Origin of the sequence: Ochrobactrum sp. Marseille-Q0166 (genome assembly GCF_014397025.1) — a bacterium.
Taxonomy (GTDB): domain Bacteria; phylum Pseudomonadota; class Alphaproteobacteria; order Rhizobiales; family Rhizobiaceae; genus Brucella.
This window is the reverse complement of sequence record NZ_JACJUO010000001.1, coordinates 1,985,569-2,003,758: the sequence shown is the minus strand read 5'-3', so window position 1 is coordinate 2,003,758 and position 18,190 is coordinate 1,985,569. Positions and strand designations below refer to the sequence as shown.

Here is an 18,190-nt window from a genome sequence, read left to right as displayed (position 1 = left end):
ATCGTTTCTTTAAAGCCTCATCTGCATTCTGCCATCAACAGGCCAATCCCTGATGGATGTGCCGAGTGAGTGTTGAGTGAGTAAGGCAAGTTGAGCGCCATTCTTTTGAACGCAGCGAAGAACGCAGGCACGAAGATGCAGGCGCTTGCGCGTTTTTATGAACGTTTTTGCCAGCGCTGGACTGATCGTTCAGATGCACCGGCGATTCGCATCGTCGGCTCGTTCATGCTTTTGCCTGTCCTGCTTTTTGCGGCTGTCTATGGCTCGGGCGCTGCAAATGATTTTTCTACGCTCTGCGTGCTTGCAGCAAGTTTTGCCGGCGTCGCTATGATATTTTGCGCACTCAGCCTGATGGGCGTAAAAGCTGCGATCCTTGGAACTGTTAATTTTGTCGTTTATGGCGCTGGGCTTGCAGCAATCGCCGCGCTTACCAGCAGCAGCATTATGCTCGTCATTATGGCAGCGGCCCTTCCACTTGAAGCTTGGTTCGTAAGCCGTAAGCCGCTTGCCGTGCTCTCAGGAGCTGCTGCAGCGGCTGTTATTATGGCTGTTACCGGTTTTTCGGTTGCGATTATATCGCCTGTGTCGCTGATACTTTCACTCCTCTATGTCACAAGCCTGATCGCACGCAGTTCGTCTGTGCGAACGGTGGTGATTTCGACGCCGCAAGCTATACAAAAGCCAGTTGTTGCAGCCGGCGATTTGCTGATAACGCTCGATACTGAAGGCATCGTTTCAGAAATCGGAACGGCATCTGCGGCATGTCTCGGCGTTAAACCTAATATGCTTGAAGGCGTTGCACTCATTGATCGTGTACACGTCGCTGACCGGGTGCAATATGTTTCATTGCTTGCTGATCTGCGCTCCGGTCGCAAAGCGCATCCTGCCGATGTACGCCTTCGCACGCTTGAAGATGGCAATCCTGTATTCCTGTCATTCCGTATGCAAGGAGAAGCGGCGAATGGCATAATCACGCTGGTTGGCCGTTCGCTTGAGGGTGAACATCGGCTTGTTGAAGAAATCAATGCGTTGAAAGCCCAACTTGAAGCAGAGCGTATTGGCAAGGGTCGCTTGTTGGCCACCGTCAGCCATGAACTGCGCACACCGCTCAATTCGATTATCGGCTTCTCAGATATGCTCTCACACGAGATGGGTTGCCCGTTGCAGAATGAAAAGCAACGTGAATATGCGGGTCTTATTCATAAGTCTGGGAACTATCTGCTGGAGCTTGTGAACTCTGTACTCGATAATTCTAGGCTTGAGACAGGAACCTATCGCATTGAGCCGCAAAGTTTTGCTTTCCGCGACGCAGCTGATTTGTGCGCTTCTGTCATGCTCCCACAGGCTGAAAAGAAGGGTCTCGCTTTCTGTCATCGTGTGAATGCAAACACCGGTGATGTGGTTGCGGATCGCCGCGCGGTTCAGCAGATTTTGCTTAATCTGGCGGCGAATGCGGTAAAATTCACCGAACGCGGTGGCTGCGTCACGATTGATGCATCGCGTGTTGTCATTGATGGGCGACCGCAGCTCGAAATCATTGTTGCCGATACTGGAATCGGCATCGAGCCTGAAGATATGCAGCGCATCGGATCGCCATTCGTGCGGGCCGACAATCAATATACGCGCACGCAAGAGGGAACTGGCCTTGGCCTTTCGGTGGTCAGGGGATTGGTAGAGCTCCATCAGGGAGCGATGAGTATCAAAAGCTGTGTCGGCAAAGGAACGGTTGTGACTGTTCATCTGCCGGTTGCAGGCCCGCAAAAACTGTCTGATCAGGATTCTTTGGGAGAAGAAAACCAACAGAAACTTGGCACGGTCATTGACATGCACCGTCACCAGGGAGAACGGAACAATGAGTGGCACCAAGACGAAACCCATGAACAAAGCCAGAAGCGGATCGACGCGCAAGCCCGCAAAACGGCCTAGTCTGGGTCGTCGCCTGCTTCAGGTGTTTTTCAGTTCGGCTTCTGCGCTGGCGATTTTTGCCGGCAACTTTATCGTGCGTAATCCTGTGCTGACTGGCGGCGGGACTGCCTTTGCCGTGGTGATGGGCTTTGTGTCGGCCAATGCACTCTGGTATCAGCCAGAGGCGCATAATGCGGTCTTCTTCAAAACCCGCACTGATTTTGTCTTTAAGGCTACGCCACGTGCATATCTGCCCGGAACTGCTCCGGCACCCAAACAGGAAGAAACTGCGAACGCGAAGCCTGCTGAAGCTTTGTCCCAGACCCAGACAGAACCAGCCGAGCTATCGCCAGATCGTTTGCAAGTGACCGGCTCGATTGATGAAATGCTGCCGGCGCTTGCTCCCAATGCCGATGTTGAAATTGCCCGCCTGCAACAACGCTTGCTGACGCTCGGTATCTATCAGGGTACGGTAGACGGATTTACAGGTCCGCAGACGCGTGAGGCGATTGAGCGCTGGCAGGCATTACAGAAAAAAGTAGGAGTGCCCGCTCCACAAAGCGCAGTCGAGTCACCCAAAGAAGATGATGTCGCCAAATTTATCGATATGGCCGTGCCGACCCCACGACCTCAGCCGGCGGTTTTGAAGGTTGAATCGACTGCAAAGCGTGCGCCTGATCGCGCATCTTTGGAAAACAAATCGCCTCAGCCGAAGAAGCAGCCCGTTGAATTGGCCGCTGTTCAGTCTCAGGCCAAGATTTCTTCGCAGGATATCATCCGTGTGCAGGCTGGCCTCAAAGCGTTTGGCAATGAGATGGTGAGTGTTGACGGGGTTCCGGGAAAATCGACCCAAGATGCCATTCGCGAGTTTCAGAAACTGTTTAAACTGCCCGTGACTGGCGAAGTTGATGCCGCGCTGATTTCAAAAATGCGCGAAATTGGGCTGATCAGCTAATACAGGGTAAGCCATGCGTCTGACATCGGATTTCTGGGTTTCTGCACTGATCCGCAAAGTGCAAGGCGAGGGCGGATTTGCATATCTCGCTCGGCGTGGCTCAAAGGAAGCGGGCGCAATTTTCATCAAGATCAGCTCACGGCTTGGTACTTGTGATCTTTACTCTCCAGCACCTCAAACGTCCTATGAAGAAGACAATGATGGCGAGCGCATATTCCTGCGTGTTCTGCATGGTGTCGATGACGACAAGGTGCGTGAGCGCATGGAGCGCGAAACGCGCTTTGACCCAGATCTCTGGCTGATTGAGCTGGAAGACGTTGTTGACGCGACGGGTCTTTTTTCCGTTTCCAACGACGATTTATAGGCTGGAGCGTGAGGATTGCGGCTTGTCATCAGTAGCCGTTGCCATCTCGCGCAATTTGCTGCGCAATGCCTTCGACATATCCTCCGCTTTCCAGCGACGAACCAGCATGGTGGCTTTTTCCTGGTCAATGGACCGATAGAGCTGAATGAATTCGCGCAACCCATCTCGATCAGCCGCGACAGGGCCAAGAATTGCCGACATAATCATGAAGCATTCTGATGCCGACATTCCGAGTGCACGCAAGGCTATAGGCAGGTGTGAGCCGGGCCATTTTCCGATGATTTGATCAGCGCGATCAAAAGAGACATCGAGCGAATCAGCGAGAGCCGTACGGAAAATCTGATCATCGATCAGAAGCGCTGTATCAATCAGGTGCTCCGGTGTAGCGAGTATGCCCGGGCTGAAAAAGGATGGCTGCGGGAGATGATCTTCGGCCGAATTCCCATCTTCATATACTTCGGATGGGGCCATTGCCTTACCAGTCTCAATGCCAGCAAGGTTTTCTTGCAAAGCAAGCAGACGATCGATCACAGCATCGTTAAAGCTTCGCAAGACACCTTTGAGCAAAGGATCACCTGACTGCCTGCGTGCGACAGCACGGGCATGTGTGAGGCCATTTTTGCTGATAATATCGAGAAGGTCTTGCGGCTTTAAAGTGGCCGAACGCAACAGAACTGGAGCAGAAATCTCGACAGGTTCATTTGCCAGAGCAAGGACCAGACGCCGCGGCGCATCTTCAATTTGTGCAATTGCATTGGCTGCTTGTCGTTTGCCGCGCATGGTTGCGCGCTCGAGAAGCGGAAATGCCAGGTCTTCAAGCTGATGGGCATCTTGCCTTCCAGGGCGTGTCAGCGAGGCAAACGCAGCTATTGCAGCGGCCAGAAGGTCATCTGCTTTGCTGCCATCAGCTCTCGATTTTGACTGGTTCCGGTTGCCTGAAATCTCTTCCAGGGCGCGGAACTGATCATTTGTCACGCAAGGTACTCCGGTAGGCTAAAACTATCAACGCGGCCTGCCGCATGTCGGCAAACCGGATAATAATTGCCAAGCCTTAGCAACTCATTAACCGTGAGTGGAAAAGAGACCGTTTTGCAGTGTGTTAACCCTCGTCGTAGGTCTTACAGCTTGCTTGATTTAAGAAGTTTTGAACCTGTTGTCGCCAGCTTGCATCAGGAATGAAGCTGCGCAGCACAATTGCACCTTCACTCATATCCTGTTCGATGATGATCGAACGACCATCATTCGGCACGCCTTCCGCACGAAGTGCGGCGATGCCGATTGAATCAGCAATGATCAGGTCAAGTTGACGATCGGCGGATGCATTGTCATTCAGGCTATAGAGATTATCGCCATTGGGTGTGTAGATAGAGAGCGACCAGAAAGGCGGATTACCCTCTGCCTTGATATGAACAGGGCCGTCGGTAAGATCGAACCGACATGCTGCTTGCTGCATCAATGGATCTTGATCTCCGATAAGGCCCGATTCTTCTGTTAGCAGATGGAAACGATAGGCGTCGCCAAGTGATTCGAGATGTGACCACGCATTTTTGCTCGAATAAAATGGGACCAGCAGCAAAACTGCAATATGCACGATTAGTGCCCCAATCATACCAAGCAGAAGCACGCGCAGGATTTTAGCCACGGCAAGCCTCCGTGTTTGAGAGCGGTACAATGCGCGGCATTGCAAGATCAACCAGACCGGAAGAGCTTGCGGCGGGCGTATCGTAAAGCGTCAAAACGAGTACGAAATTGCCCGCACCTTCAACCGGAAGCCAGTTATCTGGGCTTGCATTCTGGCTGATCGTGACTTTAACACTCCCATCATGTGCGTAAAGCATTTCGCGCGAGTGGATTGCTGGTTGCAAACCACCGCGTGGCGTTATTGGTTGAAGATTTGTACTTGCCGGATAGAGGGTCCAGAACCGCGCAGAAGGCGTGAAGCCGCTCAGGCTATAGCTGCAGCCCCGCCGTAATTCGTGGCCATTGCTGTCTTTGCGTGCATAGAAGGGAAGCCCCTCGGCTGTGCCAAGCGAGAGATAGGCTTTGCGCGCTGCACGCGCTTTTGAATAGGGGTCGGCATCGATTGTGCCGGCAGCGGGATAGGCGCTCCAGACGCCTAATTGCAATTCGCCGAAACCCTCAAAGTGATCCAGAACGTAATTTGTCGCCCAAATGCCGCCGCCCAGCGCGATTGTGAGTACTACAACGACTTTGAATAATGTTTTCAGCATTCTGGTCTCAAAGCACCGATACTTTAGTGCGCGCTGGCAGCGCAGGAACGGGTGGCGCCTTGCGGAAAGCGTCGTTCAGCTCTTTGAGCGTTTTCGTTGCAACAGGAGAGAGAACGCGCGGTGGTGCTGACATAGTCTCTTCCGGCTTGCCGGTCGCAGCGAGCTTTGGCTCGGCGGGCTTAGCCGGGGCTGGGAAAGCCGGCGTTATGCCTGGTATCGGCCTCAACTCTATATTCTGATGGGCGTAATTCATCATTCGCTGCCAGGCCATGGCAGGCAGCACACCACCGGTCAGATCTTTCATCGGTGTGAAATTATCATTGCCGAACCAGACGGCGGCGGTGAAATTGCCGGTAAATCCGACAAACCAGGCGTCGCGATAATTCTGCGTCGTGCCGGTCTTGCCTCCCACGCGGGTCATGGGCAATGCTGCGCGTCGTGCTGTGCCGCGCTCAGGCACCTGCACCAGCATCGAATTCATCTCGAAGGCCGCTTTCTCAGACAGTGCCCGATGTGGTTTGGGCGCATCACGGGAAAAATCCCAGATCACTTTGCCTTCCGAAGAGATGATCTGCGTGAAGGCATGACGATTGCCAGCCATCCCACCATTCGGGAAGACGTTGAAGCCTGTCGCCTGATCCATCACGGTCATTTCAGATGTGCCAAGCACCATGGTCTTATGGGAGGAAATGGGTGATTCTACACCCATCGCCTTGGTGAGAGCCACGATTGGGGCGGTCGTCAGATGATCACGCGCAAGCCGAACCGGCACGGAGTTCAACGAGCGCACGAGAGCGGTTGTCAGGTCCACGCGACCGGCAAAGCTGCGGCCATAATTGCGTGGTGACCAGTTGCCCCAGCTGATAGGGGCATCTGACACGATGGTATTCGGCGTCAGGCCTTTCTCCATAGCGGCTGCATAGACATAAGGTTTAAAAGATGATCCGGCTTGCCGAAGTGCTTTCGTTGCACGGTTAAACTGGCTTTCGCCGTAATCGCGACCGCCCACCAGTGCACGCACGGAACCATCATTGGCAATGACAACGGTTGCCGCTTCGGAAACGTTATACTCTTTTCCATTCTGGCGAAGATAAAACTCGAGGGATTCTTCTGCGGCCTTCTGGATGTTGCGGTCGAGCGTGGTGCGGACGGTCAATGTGTGTTGCGGCACATTCCCCGTGATCTTCTTCACCTCTTCAAAGGCCCAGTCGAGGAAATAGTCGGGGCTTTCGCTCTTCGCGCGGTCAATGATGTTCGCAGGATTGCGGCGTGCAACGGCAACCTGTCCGTCGCTCATGAAACCGCTTTCGACCATATTCGAAAGAACGACATTTGCGCGAGCGCGGGCGGCAGGAAGATTGACGTGGGGTGCGAACTTTGCCGGCGCCTTGAACAGGCCTGCCAGCATGGCAGCTTCGGCGAGACTCACATCCTTGATGTTTTTACCAAAATAAAACTCGGATGCTGCCGCGATGCCAAATGTGCCGCCGCCCATATAGGCACGGTCGAGATAAAGCTGGAGTATCTCTTTCTTGCTCAGATTGCTTTCAAGCCAGATAGCCAGGAAAGCTTCCTTGATCTTGCGTTCGATCGTACGTTCATTGGAAAGAAACAGGTTTTTGGCGAGTTGTTGTGTGAGCGTGGAGCCGCCCTGCACCACGCCGTTGGCGCGCAAGTTCTGGCTCAGCGCACGGCTGAGCCCCCAGAAATCGATGCCGTAATGATCGAAAAAGCGGCGGTCTTCGGTGCCAAGCACCGCCTTGAGGACGTGATCGGGCAGTTCATCAATCGGCACAGCCTGCCGGTGAAGGATACCGCGCTGACCGATTTCGTTACCGTAACGGTCGAGGAATGTGACGGCATAATTATCCTGCGCACGCCAGTCCTTTTTGGTTTCCTCAAACGCCGGAAGCGCAAGCGCTAGCATGACAACAGAACCGATTACGCCGAGCGTAAAGCCTTCATCGAGAATCTCGACGACGAGGCGACGGAACCCGCGCACGCGGAAACGGCGGGAGAAGATGGTGATGTTTTCCCACCATTCGCGTACATGAAAACGCAGATTATAAAGGCCGGAGTCAATCCAGGCGTCAAGACCGATGAGCCGCGAAACCCGAAAGGGCTTACGCTTTTTCTTGTCATTATCTTCATCGGCTCTTTTACGCATGAACTCTACTTTATAGCCGTTAAAGTTGTGAGACGAGCGAAACTTACCCGTCAATTATATCACCTTAATAAGCTATAACTCACGTTAATTAGTAAACATCGTCTAGAAAAATATCAGGAAAATAATCAGTGATAGGAAAATAGTCCTTGACGGTGTAACGGTGCTTTGCTAGTAATTAGATAGAGTCAGAAAAGTGTGACTGGCACTGGTGAAGGCTTAAAACCCCCGCCTTTCATCAATTTTGCAAAACCCCGGAAGCTTCTTGCTTTCGGGGTTTTGCGTGAAGAAGGGTAAATTAAGCGGATATGCGCTTGAAAACGCGAAAAAATGACGAGCGCCGCGAGGCGCAGGTCAGGCTGGCTTTTCGCCTGCAAATGAAACACGACGTGGCCGTGGCGGAAATCGCACAGGTGATGGGATGTACGGAAAAACAGTATCTTCATTGGCTAAAGGGAGTTGGTCTTGACGAGAAAAATCTTATCAAACCCTCTGCTACCGACACCGCTCTGCAAAGGTTGCAGACTGAGCTGAACAAGTTAATCGATGCCGAGGAATTGCCGGACAAGGGTAAAGCCGAAGCTTTGATGGCGCTGGCCAAGGCTGTGAAAACCGTCAACGAGCTTGTAAGCGAAACGGAAATCTCTGAGACCGATATCGGGGCTTCTGTCGCAAGTCTCGCCGAAGTCAGGCAGGCGCTGATACGCATAGACAGGAGAATCGACGAACTTGCAAAAAGGCGCGCGCAGGAATTCTTGGAGCGCGGACTTGACGCACAGTCAGATAATGGCCGTGGACAGCGAATGGCTGCTCAAGGCGCGTGATGCACAATTGCCACCGTCTGGCGGCTGGCGAACCTGGCTTATTCTGGGTGGGCGTGGTTCGGGGAAAACGCGGGCCGGGGCCGAATGGGTATCGGGCATGGCGCTGGGATTGCCGCCCTTGGCGGCGCGATCTTGTGGGCATATCGCGCTGGTTGGCGAAACTTTTGCCGATGCGCGTGAGGTGATGGTGGATGGTCCTTCCGGCATATTGTCGGTCTCCCGACTGTCGCGTCCGCGCTATGAGGCAACGCGCAGGCGGCTTCTTTGGGATAACGGTGCGGTGGCATCGCTTTATTCGTCCGAAGATCCGGATGGCTTGCGCGGTCCGCAATTTGATGCAGCATGGTGTGACGAGTTGGCGAAATGGAAAAATCCGCAAGCCACATGGGACATGCTGCAATTTGGCCTGCGTCTGGGTGATTTTCCGCGTCAGGTTGTAACGACAACACCGCGTGCGGTGCCACTCTTAAAAGCGTTAATAAGCGATGCATCTGTTTCGATGACGCATATGCGCACATCCGAGAATGCTGAAAATCTGGCGAATGGTTTTATGGAGACGATCAACCAGCGTTATGCCGGAACGCGGCTGGGACGACAGGAACTTGAAGGCGAACTGATCGAAGAACGCGCAGGCGCCTTGTGGTCACGTGAGCGGATAGAACAGTGTTTTGAGGATGGTGCACCTGAACTTATCCGCATTCTGGTGGCTGTCGACCCGCCTGCTTCTTCGGGAAAGTCGTCGGATGCCTGCGGCATTGTCGTGGCGGGACTGGATGAAAATGGCTTTGCGCATGTGTTGGCTGATGAAAGCGTGAACATGGCGAAGCCGCATCAATGGGCGCGGCGGGCAATTGCGCTTTATCATTCTTTCGAGGCGGATGCGGTTCTGGCTGAGGTTAATCAGGGGGGCGAAATGGTTGCCGCCGTACTTGCGGCGGAAGATGCAACTGTACCGGTTCTGATGCGGCGTGCTTCGCGCGGCAAGTGGTTACGTGCCGAGCCTGTCGCAGCCCTTTATGAACAGGGGCGTGTTCGCCATGCTGGACGCTTTGCGGCATTGGAAGACGAGATGTGCGATTTTGCGCCGGAAGGTCTTTCCAGCGGGCGTTCACCGGATCGCCTTGACGCGCTGGTCTGGGCGCTAACCGAACTGATGCTGGGTGCTGACCGAAAGCCGCGTATCCGACGTTTCGGATAATACTCAATATAGTTGGAGAGCCGATCTATGGCGTGGAACTGGCCGTGGCGCAAAGCTGCCGCGAATGCGCCCTCGTATTCTGATGCGGGGCGAGAGAAAAAGAGCGCACATGGTTTTGTGGCCTTGCATATGGAGCGTGGGCCATCGTGGATTGCGCGCGATTATACGTCGCTTGCCCGTGAGGGCTTCATGCGCAATCCGGTCGCGCACCGCTGTGTCCGTCTGATCGCCGAAGCAGCCAGCAATGTGCCATGGCTGCTTTATGAAGGCACAACCGAACATGAAACGCATCCGCTGCTCGACCTCATAGCGATACCGCAATCCGGCCTTGATGGTAGCAGTTTCTTCGAACGACTTTATGGACATTTGCTGATTTCGGGCAATGCTTATGTGGAGCGTGTCGATCTGCCAAGCGGCCGAAGTGAGTTGCATCTTTTGCGCCCTGAAAGGGTGACGCTGGAAACATCAAGCGATGGCTGGCCCCAATCGCTCGTCTATCGTTCAGCCAATACGAGCCGCATGGTTTCACTTGCCGGGGCAGGGTGTTGTGGACTGCATCTCAAATTATTTCATCCGCTGGATGACCATTATGGCTTTCCGCCGCTTGAGGCTGCTCTCATGGCGCTTGATCTGCACAATGCAGCGGGTGCATGGAATAAGGCTCTGCTTGATAATTCTGCACGGCCTTCCGGTGCGTTGGTCTATGCACCGAAAGACGGTGGCAACCTGACTGAAGAGCAGTTTGATCGCCTCAAAACCGAGCTTGAGGAGGGGTACACCGGCGCCTCTGGCGCTGGGCGGCCACTGCTTCTTGAAGGCGGGCTGGACTGGAAAGCTATGGGTTACAGTCCACAAGATATGGACTTCATCGAAGCTAAAAACGGGGCCGCGCGCGATATCGCTCTGGCATTTGGTGTGCCACCGATGCTGCTCGGCATTCCGGGCGATAACACTTATGCCAATTATGCCGAGGCCAATCGTGCCTTTTACCGCCTGACCGTGCTGCCGCTCATCAACCGCACCGCCAAGGCTTTTGGCTGCTGGCTCGGTCCTTTGTTTGGCGATGATCTCAGACTTGAGCACGATACTGACCGCATCGAAGGTCTGTCGCTGGAGCGGGAGTCGCTCTGGCGTCGCGTGTCGGAGGCTTCGTTCCTGAGCGATGACGAAAAACGCGATGCGGTTGGTTATCAGCCGCGTCAGAAGAGGACAGTTTCATGAGCAATCTGAGCGAAACCGTTATGTCGTCTGAGACAGCATTTGTTTGGTTCGCAAAGATTGTGGGAGCTGTCGCCGGGTCTGCAGTTTCACTTGCTTACATGCTGCCCAATGGCAAGCGGGAGGCAGCCATTCGTTTTGCCGTTGGTATTATCTGCGGAATGATTTTTGGCGGCGCCGCAGGTGTGAAAATTGCTGAAACGCTGAGCCTCGAACCGTTGCTTGGCCGAGCTGAACTCATGTTGATGGGGGCAACTGGTGCAAGCCTCGCTGCCTGGTCAGTGCTTGGTATTCTCAAACGATTTGCCGAGCGCATGAAACATGCGCAGCTTCCCGGTCTTCCAGATTCGCAAAGGAGCAGGAATGATAAAACTTGAAACCAAGCGCGCATCGCTTGCGCTTGATGATGTTGAAATCGACGGCAGCTTTTGCGGATATGCAAGCGTGTTTGGTTTGGCTGACCTCGGCAATGACATGATCGAAAAAGGCGCTTTTGCGAAGTCGCTTTTGTCTCGCAAATCATCCGGTGTACGTATGCTCTGGCAGCATGATGCAGCCGAACCAATTGGGGTCTGGACTGATATTCGCGAAGATGCACGCGGTCTTTATGTCGAAGGAAGACTGGCCAAAGGTGTGGCACGGGCACGCGAGGCGCTGGAACTGATGCGCGCTGGTGGGCTGGATGGCTTGTCCATTGGCTTCCGCACCGTCAAAGCGCGCAAAGATGCACGGACCGGCTTACGACACATAATCGAAGCGGATCTCTGGGAAATCTCGGTGGTCACGTTTCCCATGCTGCCGCAGGCACGCATCGATAATCTGAAGGTAGATTTGCCGACAGTCAGAGAATTTGAACGTTGGCTCACGCGGGATGCGGGGCTGAGCCGTTCTGCTGCACGTATGGTTATAGCCAAAGGCTATTCTGCACTTGCAGCGTTACAGGGCCGGGACGGGCGGGACGCTTTCCGGGCAGATGACAAGGCACTTGCGCAGCGTATTCGCGCTGCTTGCAAGATGATGACTCTTAATTAATCAGGATAAAAAATGGAAAAAAATCATGCAATCCCGCTCGAAACAAAGAGCGTGGAAACGAAGGCGCTTGGGAATAATAGCGATGTGTCGGAAGCATTCGACGAATTCATGACGGCTTTCTCGGCGTTTCGTGAAGCCAATGATGAGCGTCTGAAAAAGGTTGAGAAGAGCGCCGATGTTGATGTGCTGCTGCGCGAAAAGGTTGACCGTATCAACCGCTCACTCGACGAACAAAAACACGCACTTGATCAGTATGTATTGAAAAATGCGCGCCCACAGCTTGGTAAGGGCAATGCGGTTGTTGATACCGAGCATAAGCAGGCCTTTGATGGTTATGTGCGCCGTGGTGACGAGCAGGCGATGCGTGGCATTGAGCAGAAGGCACATTCTTATGCCTCTGGTCCGGATGGTGGTTATCTGGTGCCTGCGGAGCTAGAAAGCGAAATCGGTCGTCGTCTGGCTGTGCTGTCACCTATCCGCGGCATTTCCAGTGTGCGTCAGGTGTCTGGTGCGGTGCTGAAAAAGCCATTCTCGGTGAGTGGTCCGGCAACAGGCTGGGTTGGTGAAACCGATGCACGTCCACAGACCGCTTCGGCAAAACTGGCAGAGTTGCAGTTCCCGACAATGGAAATCTATGCCATGCCAGCCGCCACTTCGTCATTGCTTGACGATGCAGCTGTCAACGTTGAACAGTGGATTGCCGAAGAAGTGGAAGCAGCCTTTGCCGAACAGGAAGGCGCTGCCTTCATCACTGGCAATGGCCTCAACAAGCCGATGGGCTTCCTGAGCTACAGCACCGTTGATGATGCAAGCTGGGAGTGGGGCAAGATCGGCCACATAGCGACTGGGGTTGACGGTGCACTGCCAGCATCCGATCCATCCGACAAGCTGATTGAACTTATCTATGCGCTGAAGGCCGGTTATCGCCAGAACGCAAATTTCGTGATGAACCGCAAGACGCAGAGCGTGTTGCGCAAGCTCAAAGATGCGGACGGCAATTATCTTTGGCAGCCGCCAGCGGCTGTTGGTGAAAAGGCGTCGCTGATGGGCTTTGGTCTGGTCGAGGCCGAGCATATGCCGGATATTGCTGCTGACGGAACGCCGATAGCCTTTGGCGATTTCGAACGTGGCTATCTGGTGGTGGATCGCATCGGCGTACGTGTGTTGCGTGATCCATATTCCGCCAAGCCATATGTACTCTTCTACACCACCAAGCGGGTCGGCGGCGGTGTGCAGGACTTCGATGCAATCAAGCTTCTGAAGTTCGCAGCCTGATAATTCAGTGTTGATCTACCTGCCGGTTTTGGCAGCTAGTTTCAATTTGCAAACGCGTTGAATCTCTTTCTGGGGTGCCATGCGTAACTGTCTGATTTGAGAGTTATTTTAAGGGGAAAATACATGACAATGTTTCTTGTCACGCCGCCGGCGCTGGAGCCGGTGACGATTGCTGACGCACGCGCATTTTTGAGAATTTCAACCGATAGTGAAGATGATATTCTGCGCCGTATCATTAAGACAGCGCGGGAGCTTGTCGAAGCTGAGACGGGGCTTGCACTGATTGATCAGACTTGGCGCTTGCGTGTCGACCGTTGGCCGCGATCCGGTCGTCTCGCCCTTTTCAAGTATCCGGTAAAAGCTGTAACCGCCGTGATCGCATATCGTCCTGATGGTAATGCCATCAGCATGGAACCGGAAGAGTTCATGCTTCAGCATGGCCGTCGTCCGCAGCGTGTTTATATGGCGCAATATCCTGATGCGCAGACGTTCTGTGGCCTCGAGGTCGACTTCATTGCAGGGTTTGGGGAAACCGGCGTTGAAGTACCGGACGCACTCAAGCTGGCCATACTTAGTTTGACCGCTCATCTCTATGAAAACCGTGCGGCACTTGATGATGCTAAAGCGGTATTGCCCGCAATGGTCGGCCAGATGGTCGGCAGCTGGAGGAATATTTCTCTGTGAATAAAGTTCTATTGATTGACCCAAGCCAGTTCTCAACAGAGTTGGCTTTGGATGCTATGCAGTCTGTTGCTGATGGCATGGGTGGGTACAAAGAAATTTGGTCCGAGGTGGCAACGCTATGGGGAAAAATAGAGCCGATATCAAGTACCCCGAGTGGACAAGTTCGTCCTTTTCCAGAGCTTACGCACCGCATTTATGTGCGTTACCGCGAGGATATTACGTCCGATAAGCGTTTTCGCAAAGGCGAACGCATCTTCACCCTGCGTTCGGTTTACGATCCCGATGAAAGCAAACGCTACCTGACTTGTTTGGCAGTTGAGGTAGGGCGTTGAATATCACGATGAAATTAACCTTTGAAGGCCTTATTCGCGCGCTGCGTTTTAAGCAGATCGCTTTGAAGGAAGATATTGCAACGGGGCGACAGATCGCCCGGAGCAGCGTTGAAGAATCAAGCGGGGATACAAATGAAAAACAGCGCGGCAGCATTGCAGAAAGCACTTTATGACGCCTTGAAGAATGATGAAGAACTTATTGAAACGCTTGGTGGAGAACATGTTTATGATCATGTTCCATTCAAAACACCATATCCTTACATCACTCTGGGCGAGACTTTAACAAAGGACTGGAGCACTGCTAGTGAGCCAGGCGGCGAACATTTTATAAATATCCAGATATGGGCGCGTGAAGCGGGTCGCAAACGCGTGCTTGAAATTGCCGGACGCATCGCGACGAAGCTTGATGAAGAACCGCTCGATCTCAATGGTCACCGCGTTGTCAATCTCATGCTGACTGAAGTTTTGGCCCGTAACACAGACGGGTTCGGCAGCTACCTCGGCACCATGCGCTATCGCGCTGTGACCGAACCAGTAAGCTAGATAAGGAATCCATTATGGCAGCTCAACGCGGCAAGGACATCTTGCTGAAAATTGCGCATGGCACAGACCAGTTTGAAACCTGTGCAGGCCTGCGCACCAAACGCATTGCATTCAATGCCGAGACCGTCGATGTGACAGATGCGGATGCGGCCGGTCGTTGGCGGCAATTATTGGCCGGAAGCGGAGTTCAACGTGCTTCGGTCAGTGGATCGGGGATATTCAAGGATGCAATATCGGATGCGCTCGTCCGTAGTGTCTTCTTTGCCGGCGAGATTCGCAACTGGCAGATCGTCCTGCCCGATTTCGGCACCATCACCGGTCCCTTCCAAATTGTGGCCCTTGAATATAGTGGCAATCACGATGCGGAAGTGACGTTTGAAGTTGCGCTTGAATCTGCAGGGCTGATCGCCTTTGGAGACGCGATATGATGGTCAATCGCCATCGTGGTGAGGTTGCAGCGAAACTCGATGGCCGCGACTGGACACTTTGCCTGACGCTGGGTGCGCTGGCACAACTTGAATCTGCTTTTGCAGCAGATAATCTTTCTGACTTGATTGCCCGATTTTCGGGTGGGAAACTTTCTGCCTTCGATATGCAGCGCATCATCTGTGCCGGCCTGCATGGCGGCGGACATGACGTGCCTCTTGAAGATGTAGCGGAGATGCGCGCAGACGGTGGTGCCAGCGGCTATGCCCGCATCGTTTCCGCGTTGCTGACCGCGACCTTCGGAACGGAAGAAAGCGTTTCTTCTTCAAACCCTTGAGTGCCGCAGTTGAATCAGTTCCTTCACGTCAGCCTTTTCCCTGGGAAGAGGTGATGCGTGCAGGTTTTGGTTTGCTGCGGCTTTCCTCAAAAGACTTCTGGGCCATGACCCCACGCGAACTTGGCGCCGTTCTCGGACCCGTTTCGCAGAGCATGAATGCTCCTTCGCGTGCGATACTCGACGCGCTGATGCACGCCTTTCCCGACAGGTAATGTAACATGACAGATGAAAACGTAACCGTTTCCGTCGAGGCGGATACGAGCGCCTTCGATCGCGCTCTGACCGACCTTGAAAAACGTTCGTCAAGCTTCGGCTCAAGTCTGACGACAGCGCTGAAAAGTGCAATCGTTTCCGGCAAGGGGCTTGATGATGTGCTGCGCGGCCTTGCCAGTAGTCTGGCCGGTTCTGCGCTTTCCGCGGGACTTCAGCCACTGCAAAGCCTCGGCTCATCGCTGATGTCGGGTGTGATGGGCAGCATTCGCGGCATCATGCCTTTTGCCAAGGGCGGAGTGGTTTCAAGCCCCACTTATTTTGGTATGGGGAATGGTTCACTGGGCCTTACGGGTGAGGCGGGCGCGGAAGCGATCCTGCCGCTTGCGCGCGGTGCTGATGGCAGGCTGGGCGTCGCCACCGGGGGCAGTGGCTCCAAACCCGTGCAGGTCGTGTTCAACATGACATCGCCCGACGTATCTTCCTTCCGCAAATCCGAAGCACAGCTGTCAACCATGCTTGCGGGTGCTGTGCGCCGCGGCGCACGGAGAATGTGAGATGGAAGCCTTTCACGATGTACGCTTTCCGCTTGGCGTTTCATTCGGTGCGACGAGCGGGGCGGAATGGCGCAATGAAATCGTCACGCTCACATCAGGCATGGAAAAGCGCAATGCCCGATGGGCGCATTCACGCAGACATTTCGATGCGGGAACCGGTCTGCGGTCGCTGGATGATCTGAGATCCGTGCTCGCTTTTTTCGAAGCAAGACGCGGATCTCTTCATAGTTTTCGCTTCCGCGATCCGTTCGACTTTTCTTCGGCTTCGGGCAGTTTCGCACCATCCTTTACTGATCAGGTGATCGGAACAGGCGATGGCACAACAGCCACATTCCAGCTTGTCAAACACTACGAAGCATATAGCCGCCCGATTACGCGTGTCGTTGTGGATTCGGTGCAGATTGGTGTTGACGGCGTGAAGCTCGATGAGGGTGAGGCTTTCACAATCGGCCATGCGACGGGAATTGTATCTTTTACCCCGGACTATGTGCCCGCTTATGGCGCACAGGTAACGGCTGGTTTTCTGTTCGATGTGCCAGTTCGCTTCGATACAGATCGTCTGACAGCCAGCATTGCTTCCTTTCAGGCGGGCGAAATCCCATCCATTCCCATTATCGAGGTCAAGGCATGATCCCTGTCCCGCCGGAACTTGAATCACATTTGAAGGGTGAGGTGACAAGCCATTGCTTTGCATGGCTTATTAAACGCTGCGATCAGGTCGTCATGGGTTTTACGGACCACGACCTGACACTGGTTCTGGAAGGTATTTCCTGCGAGCCATTGACGGGTCTCAACAGCAGTGAAGCGACAACAACGCTTGGTCTTTCCATCGCGGGTGGCGATGTCGAAGGTGTATTGTCCTCGACACGCATCAGCGACTCCGACATCGAACAAGGACGCTTTGATAATGCCGTGATCGAAAGCTATCTCGCCAATTGGAATGCGCCCGACCAGCACATGCTTCTGCGGCGCTGGACAGTCGGGGCAATCACGCGCTCAGGTGGCCGTTTTGTGATGGAACTGAAAGGTGCTGCTGCGGCTTTTGATGCCGTCTGTGGGCGGCGTGTTCTACGTCAATGCGATGCGGTGCTGGGCGATATGCGTTGCGGTGTGAACATCGACGACCCGCGTTTTTTCGTCGTTGGTTCTGTTGTAAGCGCCGATGGTGCAATTCTCAATGTCAAGGGACTCGATGATTTTGCCAGTGGCTGGTTTGCACACGGGCACCTTACATGGACAAGCGGAAATAATCAGAATGGCGCGGTGCGAGTCCTCGCACATCATGGCAATCGTCTTTATCTTATAGAACCGCCGGTTCTGGATGCAAAACTGGGGGACGTTTTTCGACTGGTGGCAGGCTGCGACAAGAGCTTCGCCACCTGCAAGGCAAAGTTTGCCAATGGCAAAAATTTTCGTGGCTTCCCGCACCTGCCGGGCAACGATGCCGCCTTTGCCTATGTCAACTCCGACAATGAGTATGACGGGAGCGCGCTGGTTCCATGATTGTTGCACACAGAGTTCTGGCAGAAGCCGAAAGCTGGATAGGAACGCCTTATCGTCACGGCGCTTCTGCACGCGATATCAGCTGCGATTGCCTGGGTCTCGTACGCGGCATCTGGCGCACGGTCTATGGTGCTGAGCCGGAAAGTCCCGGTGTTTATGCGCCGGACTGGGCGGAGGCCGCTCATGGCGATCCCCTGCTTGAAGCCGCATCGCGCCACATGCAGTGCCGCGACGGTACTGATCCACAGCCGGGTGACCTTATCGTGTTTCGCTGGCGATCCGATGTAGCGGCGAAGCACCTCGGCATAATGGCCCGTGAGAACCGTTTCATCCATGCCTATGAGGGGCATCGGGTGATGGCTTCCGCACTGGTGCCGCAATGGCGAAAACGCATAGCAGGAATTTTCATTTTCCCGGAGACAAAAGGTTAGG

At 54.0% G+C, this 18,190-nt stretch carries 24 protein-coding genes; 20 read left to right on the top strand and 4 right to left on the bottom strand.

What is annotated here, in order from left to right:
• The first annotated feature begins 135 nt into the window (after positions 1-135).
• From H5024_RS09575 to H5024_RS09565, 3 genes are read left to right on the top strand one after another with little or no spacing between them, the layout of a single operon-like run.
• Positions 136-1,926 carry a HAMP domain-containing sensor histidine kinase gene (locus H5024_RS09575; RefSeq protein WP_187546746.1) on the top strand — a complete coding sequence of 597 codons (1,791 nt, stop codon included), beginning with the start codon at positions 136-138 and terminating at the stop codon, positions 1,924-1,926.
• Positions 1,853-2,860: a peptidoglycan-binding domain-containing protein gene (locus tag H5024_RS09570; protein ID WP_187545814.1), complete on the top strand. Its 1,008-nt coding sequence runs from the start codon at positions 1,853-1,855 to the stop codon at positions 2,858-2,860. The genes H5024_RS09575 and H5024_RS09570 overlap by 74 nt, the downstream gene beginning before the upstream one ends.
• Before the next feature lie 13 nt (positions 2,861-2,873).
• Positions 2,874-3,224, top strand: coding sequence for a DUF1491 family protein (locus H5024_RS09565; RefSeq protein ID WP_187545812.1), 351 nt, complete (start codon positions 2,874-2,876; stop codon positions 3,222-3,224).
• On the opposite strand, the gene H5024_RS09560 is transcribed toward H5024_RS09565, so the two are convergent.
• The 4 genes from H5024_RS09560 to H5024_RS09545 form a co-directional block, all read right to left on the bottom strand.
• Positions 3,219-4,199 (bottom strand): DUF2336 domain-containing protein, encoded by a 981-nt coding sequence (locus H5024_RS09560; protein WP_187545810.1) that lies wholly within the window; start codon positions 4,197-4,199, stop codon positions 3,219-3,221. The two genes, H5024_RS09565 and H5024_RS09560, sit on opposite strands and share 6 nt — an antisense overlap.
• 124 nt (positions 4,200-4,323) lie before the next feature.
• Entirely contained in the window at positions 4,324-4,866 is a 543-nt protein-coding gene (locus H5024_RS09555; protein ID WP_187545808.1) for a hypothetical protein, read from the bottom strand.
• Positions 4,859-5,455 (bottom strand): DUF1214 domain-containing protein, encoded by a 597-nt coding sequence (locus H5024_RS09550; protein WP_187545806.1) that lies wholly within the window; start codon positions 5,453-5,455, stop codon positions 4,859-4,861. Before H5024_RS09550 ends, H5024_RS09555 begins: the two co-directional genes overlap by 8 nt.
• A 7-nt stretch (positions 5,456-5,462) precedes the next feature.
• Complete coding sequence (locus H5024_RS09545) at positions 5,463-7,622, bottom strand: penicillin-binding protein 1A (protein WP_187545804.1); 2,160 nt, start codon at positions 7,620-7,622, stop codon at positions 5,463-5,465.
• 305 nt (positions 7,623-7,927) lie between these two features.
• On the opposite strand from H5024_RS09545, the gene H5024_RS21245 reads away from it, so the two are divergent.
• The 17 genes from H5024_RS21245 (at position 7,928) to H5024_RS09460 (ending at position 18,189) form a co-directional block, all read left to right on the top strand.
• Positions 7,928-8,443, top strand: a complete 516-nt coding sequence (locus tag H5024_RS21245; RefSeq protein WP_247875225.1) for a hypothetical protein — start codon at positions 7,928-7,930, stop codon at positions 8,441-8,443.
• Complete coding sequence (locus H5024_RS09535; RefSeq protein ID WP_187546742.1) at positions 8,406-9,641, top strand: terminase family protein; 1,236 nt, start codon at positions 8,406-8,408, stop codon at positions 9,639-9,641. Before H5024_RS21245 ends, H5024_RS09535 begins: the two co-directional genes overlap by 38 nt.
• Before the next feature lie 27 nt (positions 9,642-9,668).
• Positions 9,669-10,862, top strand: coding sequence for a phage portal protein (locus tag H5024_RS09530; protein ID WP_187545802.1), 1,194 nt, complete (start codon positions 9,669-9,671; stop codon positions 10,860-10,862).
• Positions 10,859-11,236 (top strand): DUF6107 family protein, encoded by a 378-nt coding sequence (locus tag H5024_RS09525; RefSeq protein WP_187545800.1) that lies wholly within the window; start codon positions 10,859-10,861, stop codon positions 11,234-11,236. Before H5024_RS09530 ends, H5024_RS09525 begins: the two co-directional genes overlap by 4 nt.
• Positions 11,223-11,891 (top strand): HK97 family phage prohead protease, encoded by a 669-nt coding sequence (locus H5024_RS09520; protein ID WP_187545798.1) that lies wholly within the window; start codon positions 11,223-11,225, stop codon positions 11,889-11,891. Before H5024_RS09525 ends, H5024_RS09520 begins: the two co-directional genes overlap by 14 nt.
• 12 nt (positions 11,892-11,903) lie before the next feature.
• A complete protein-coding gene (locus tag H5024_RS09515; protein WP_187545796.1) occupies positions 11,904-13,166 on the top strand; it encodes a phage major capsid protein in 1,263 nt (420 codons plus the stop codon).
• A 123-nt stretch (positions 13,167-13,289) separates the two neighbouring features.
• The gene (locus H5024_RS09510; protein WP_187545794.1) at positions 13,290-13,850 is read left to right on the top strand and encodes a head-tail connector protein; all 561 of its coding nucleotides are present in this window, start codon (positions 13,290-13,292) and stop codon (positions 13,848-13,850) included.
• Complete coding sequence (locus H5024_RS09505; RefSeq protein ID WP_187545792.1) at positions 13,847-14,182, top strand: phage head closure protein; 336 nt, start codon at positions 13,847-13,849, stop codon at positions 14,180-14,182. Before H5024_RS09510 ends, H5024_RS09505 begins: the two co-directional genes overlap by 4 nt.
• A complete protein-coding gene (locus H5024_RS09500; RefSeq protein ID WP_187545790.1) occupies positions 14,179-14,355 on the top strand; it encodes a hypothetical protein in 177 nt (58 codons plus the stop codon). Before H5024_RS09505 ends, H5024_RS09500 begins: the two co-directional genes overlap by 4 nt.
• Complete coding sequence (locus tag H5024_RS09495; protein WP_187545787.1) at positions 14,315-14,725, top strand: DUF3168 domain-containing protein; 411 nt, start codon at positions 14,315-14,317, stop codon at positions 14,723-14,725. Before H5024_RS09500 ends, H5024_RS09495 begins: the two co-directional genes overlap by 41 nt.
• Before the next feature lie 14 nt (positions 14,726-14,739).
• Positions 14,740-15,153: a phage major tail protein, TP901-1 family gene (locus H5024_RS09490; RefSeq protein WP_187545785.1), complete on the top strand. Its 414-nt coding sequence runs from the start codon at positions 14,740-14,742 to the stop codon at positions 15,151-15,153.
• Positions 15,150-15,488 carry a gene transfer agent family protein gene (locus H5024_RS09485; RefSeq protein WP_187545783.1) on the top strand — a complete coding sequence of 113 codons (339 nt, stop codon included), beginning with the start codon at positions 15,150-15,152 and terminating at the stop codon, positions 15,486-15,488. The genes H5024_RS09490 and H5024_RS09485 overlap by 4 nt, the downstream gene beginning before the upstream one ends.
• Positions 15,485-15,700, top strand: coding sequence for a rcc01693 family protein (locus H5024_RS09480; protein ID WP_187545781.1), 216 nt, complete (start codon positions 15,485-15,487; stop codon positions 15,698-15,700). The genes H5024_RS09485 and H5024_RS09480 overlap by 4 nt, the downstream gene beginning before the upstream one ends.
• Before the next feature lie 6 nt (positions 15,701-15,706).
• The gene (locus tag H5024_RS09475; protein WP_187545779.1) at positions 15,707-16,255 is read left to right on the top strand and encodes a phage tail tape measure protein; all 549 of its coding nucleotides are present in this window, start codon (positions 15,707-15,709) and stop codon (positions 16,253-16,255) included.
• Between the two features lies 1 nt (position 16,256).
• Complete coding sequence (locus H5024_RS09470; RefSeq protein ID WP_187545777.1) at positions 16,257-16,886, top strand: DUF2460 domain-containing protein; 630 nt, start codon at positions 16,257-16,259, stop codon at positions 16,884-16,886.
• Positions 16,883-17,758, top strand: coding sequence for a DUF2163 domain-containing protein (locus H5024_RS09465; protein ID WP_187545774.1), 876 nt, complete (start codon positions 16,883-16,885; stop codon positions 17,756-17,758). Before H5024_RS09470 ends, H5024_RS09465 begins: the two co-directional genes overlap by 4 nt.
• Entirely contained in the window at positions 17,755-18,189 is a 435-nt protein-coding gene (locus H5024_RS09460) for an NlpC/P60 family protein (RefSeq protein ID WP_187545772.1), read from the top strand. The genes H5024_RS09465 and H5024_RS09460 overlap by 4 nt, the downstream gene beginning before the upstream one ends.
• Position 18,190 lies beyond the last annotated feature (1 nt).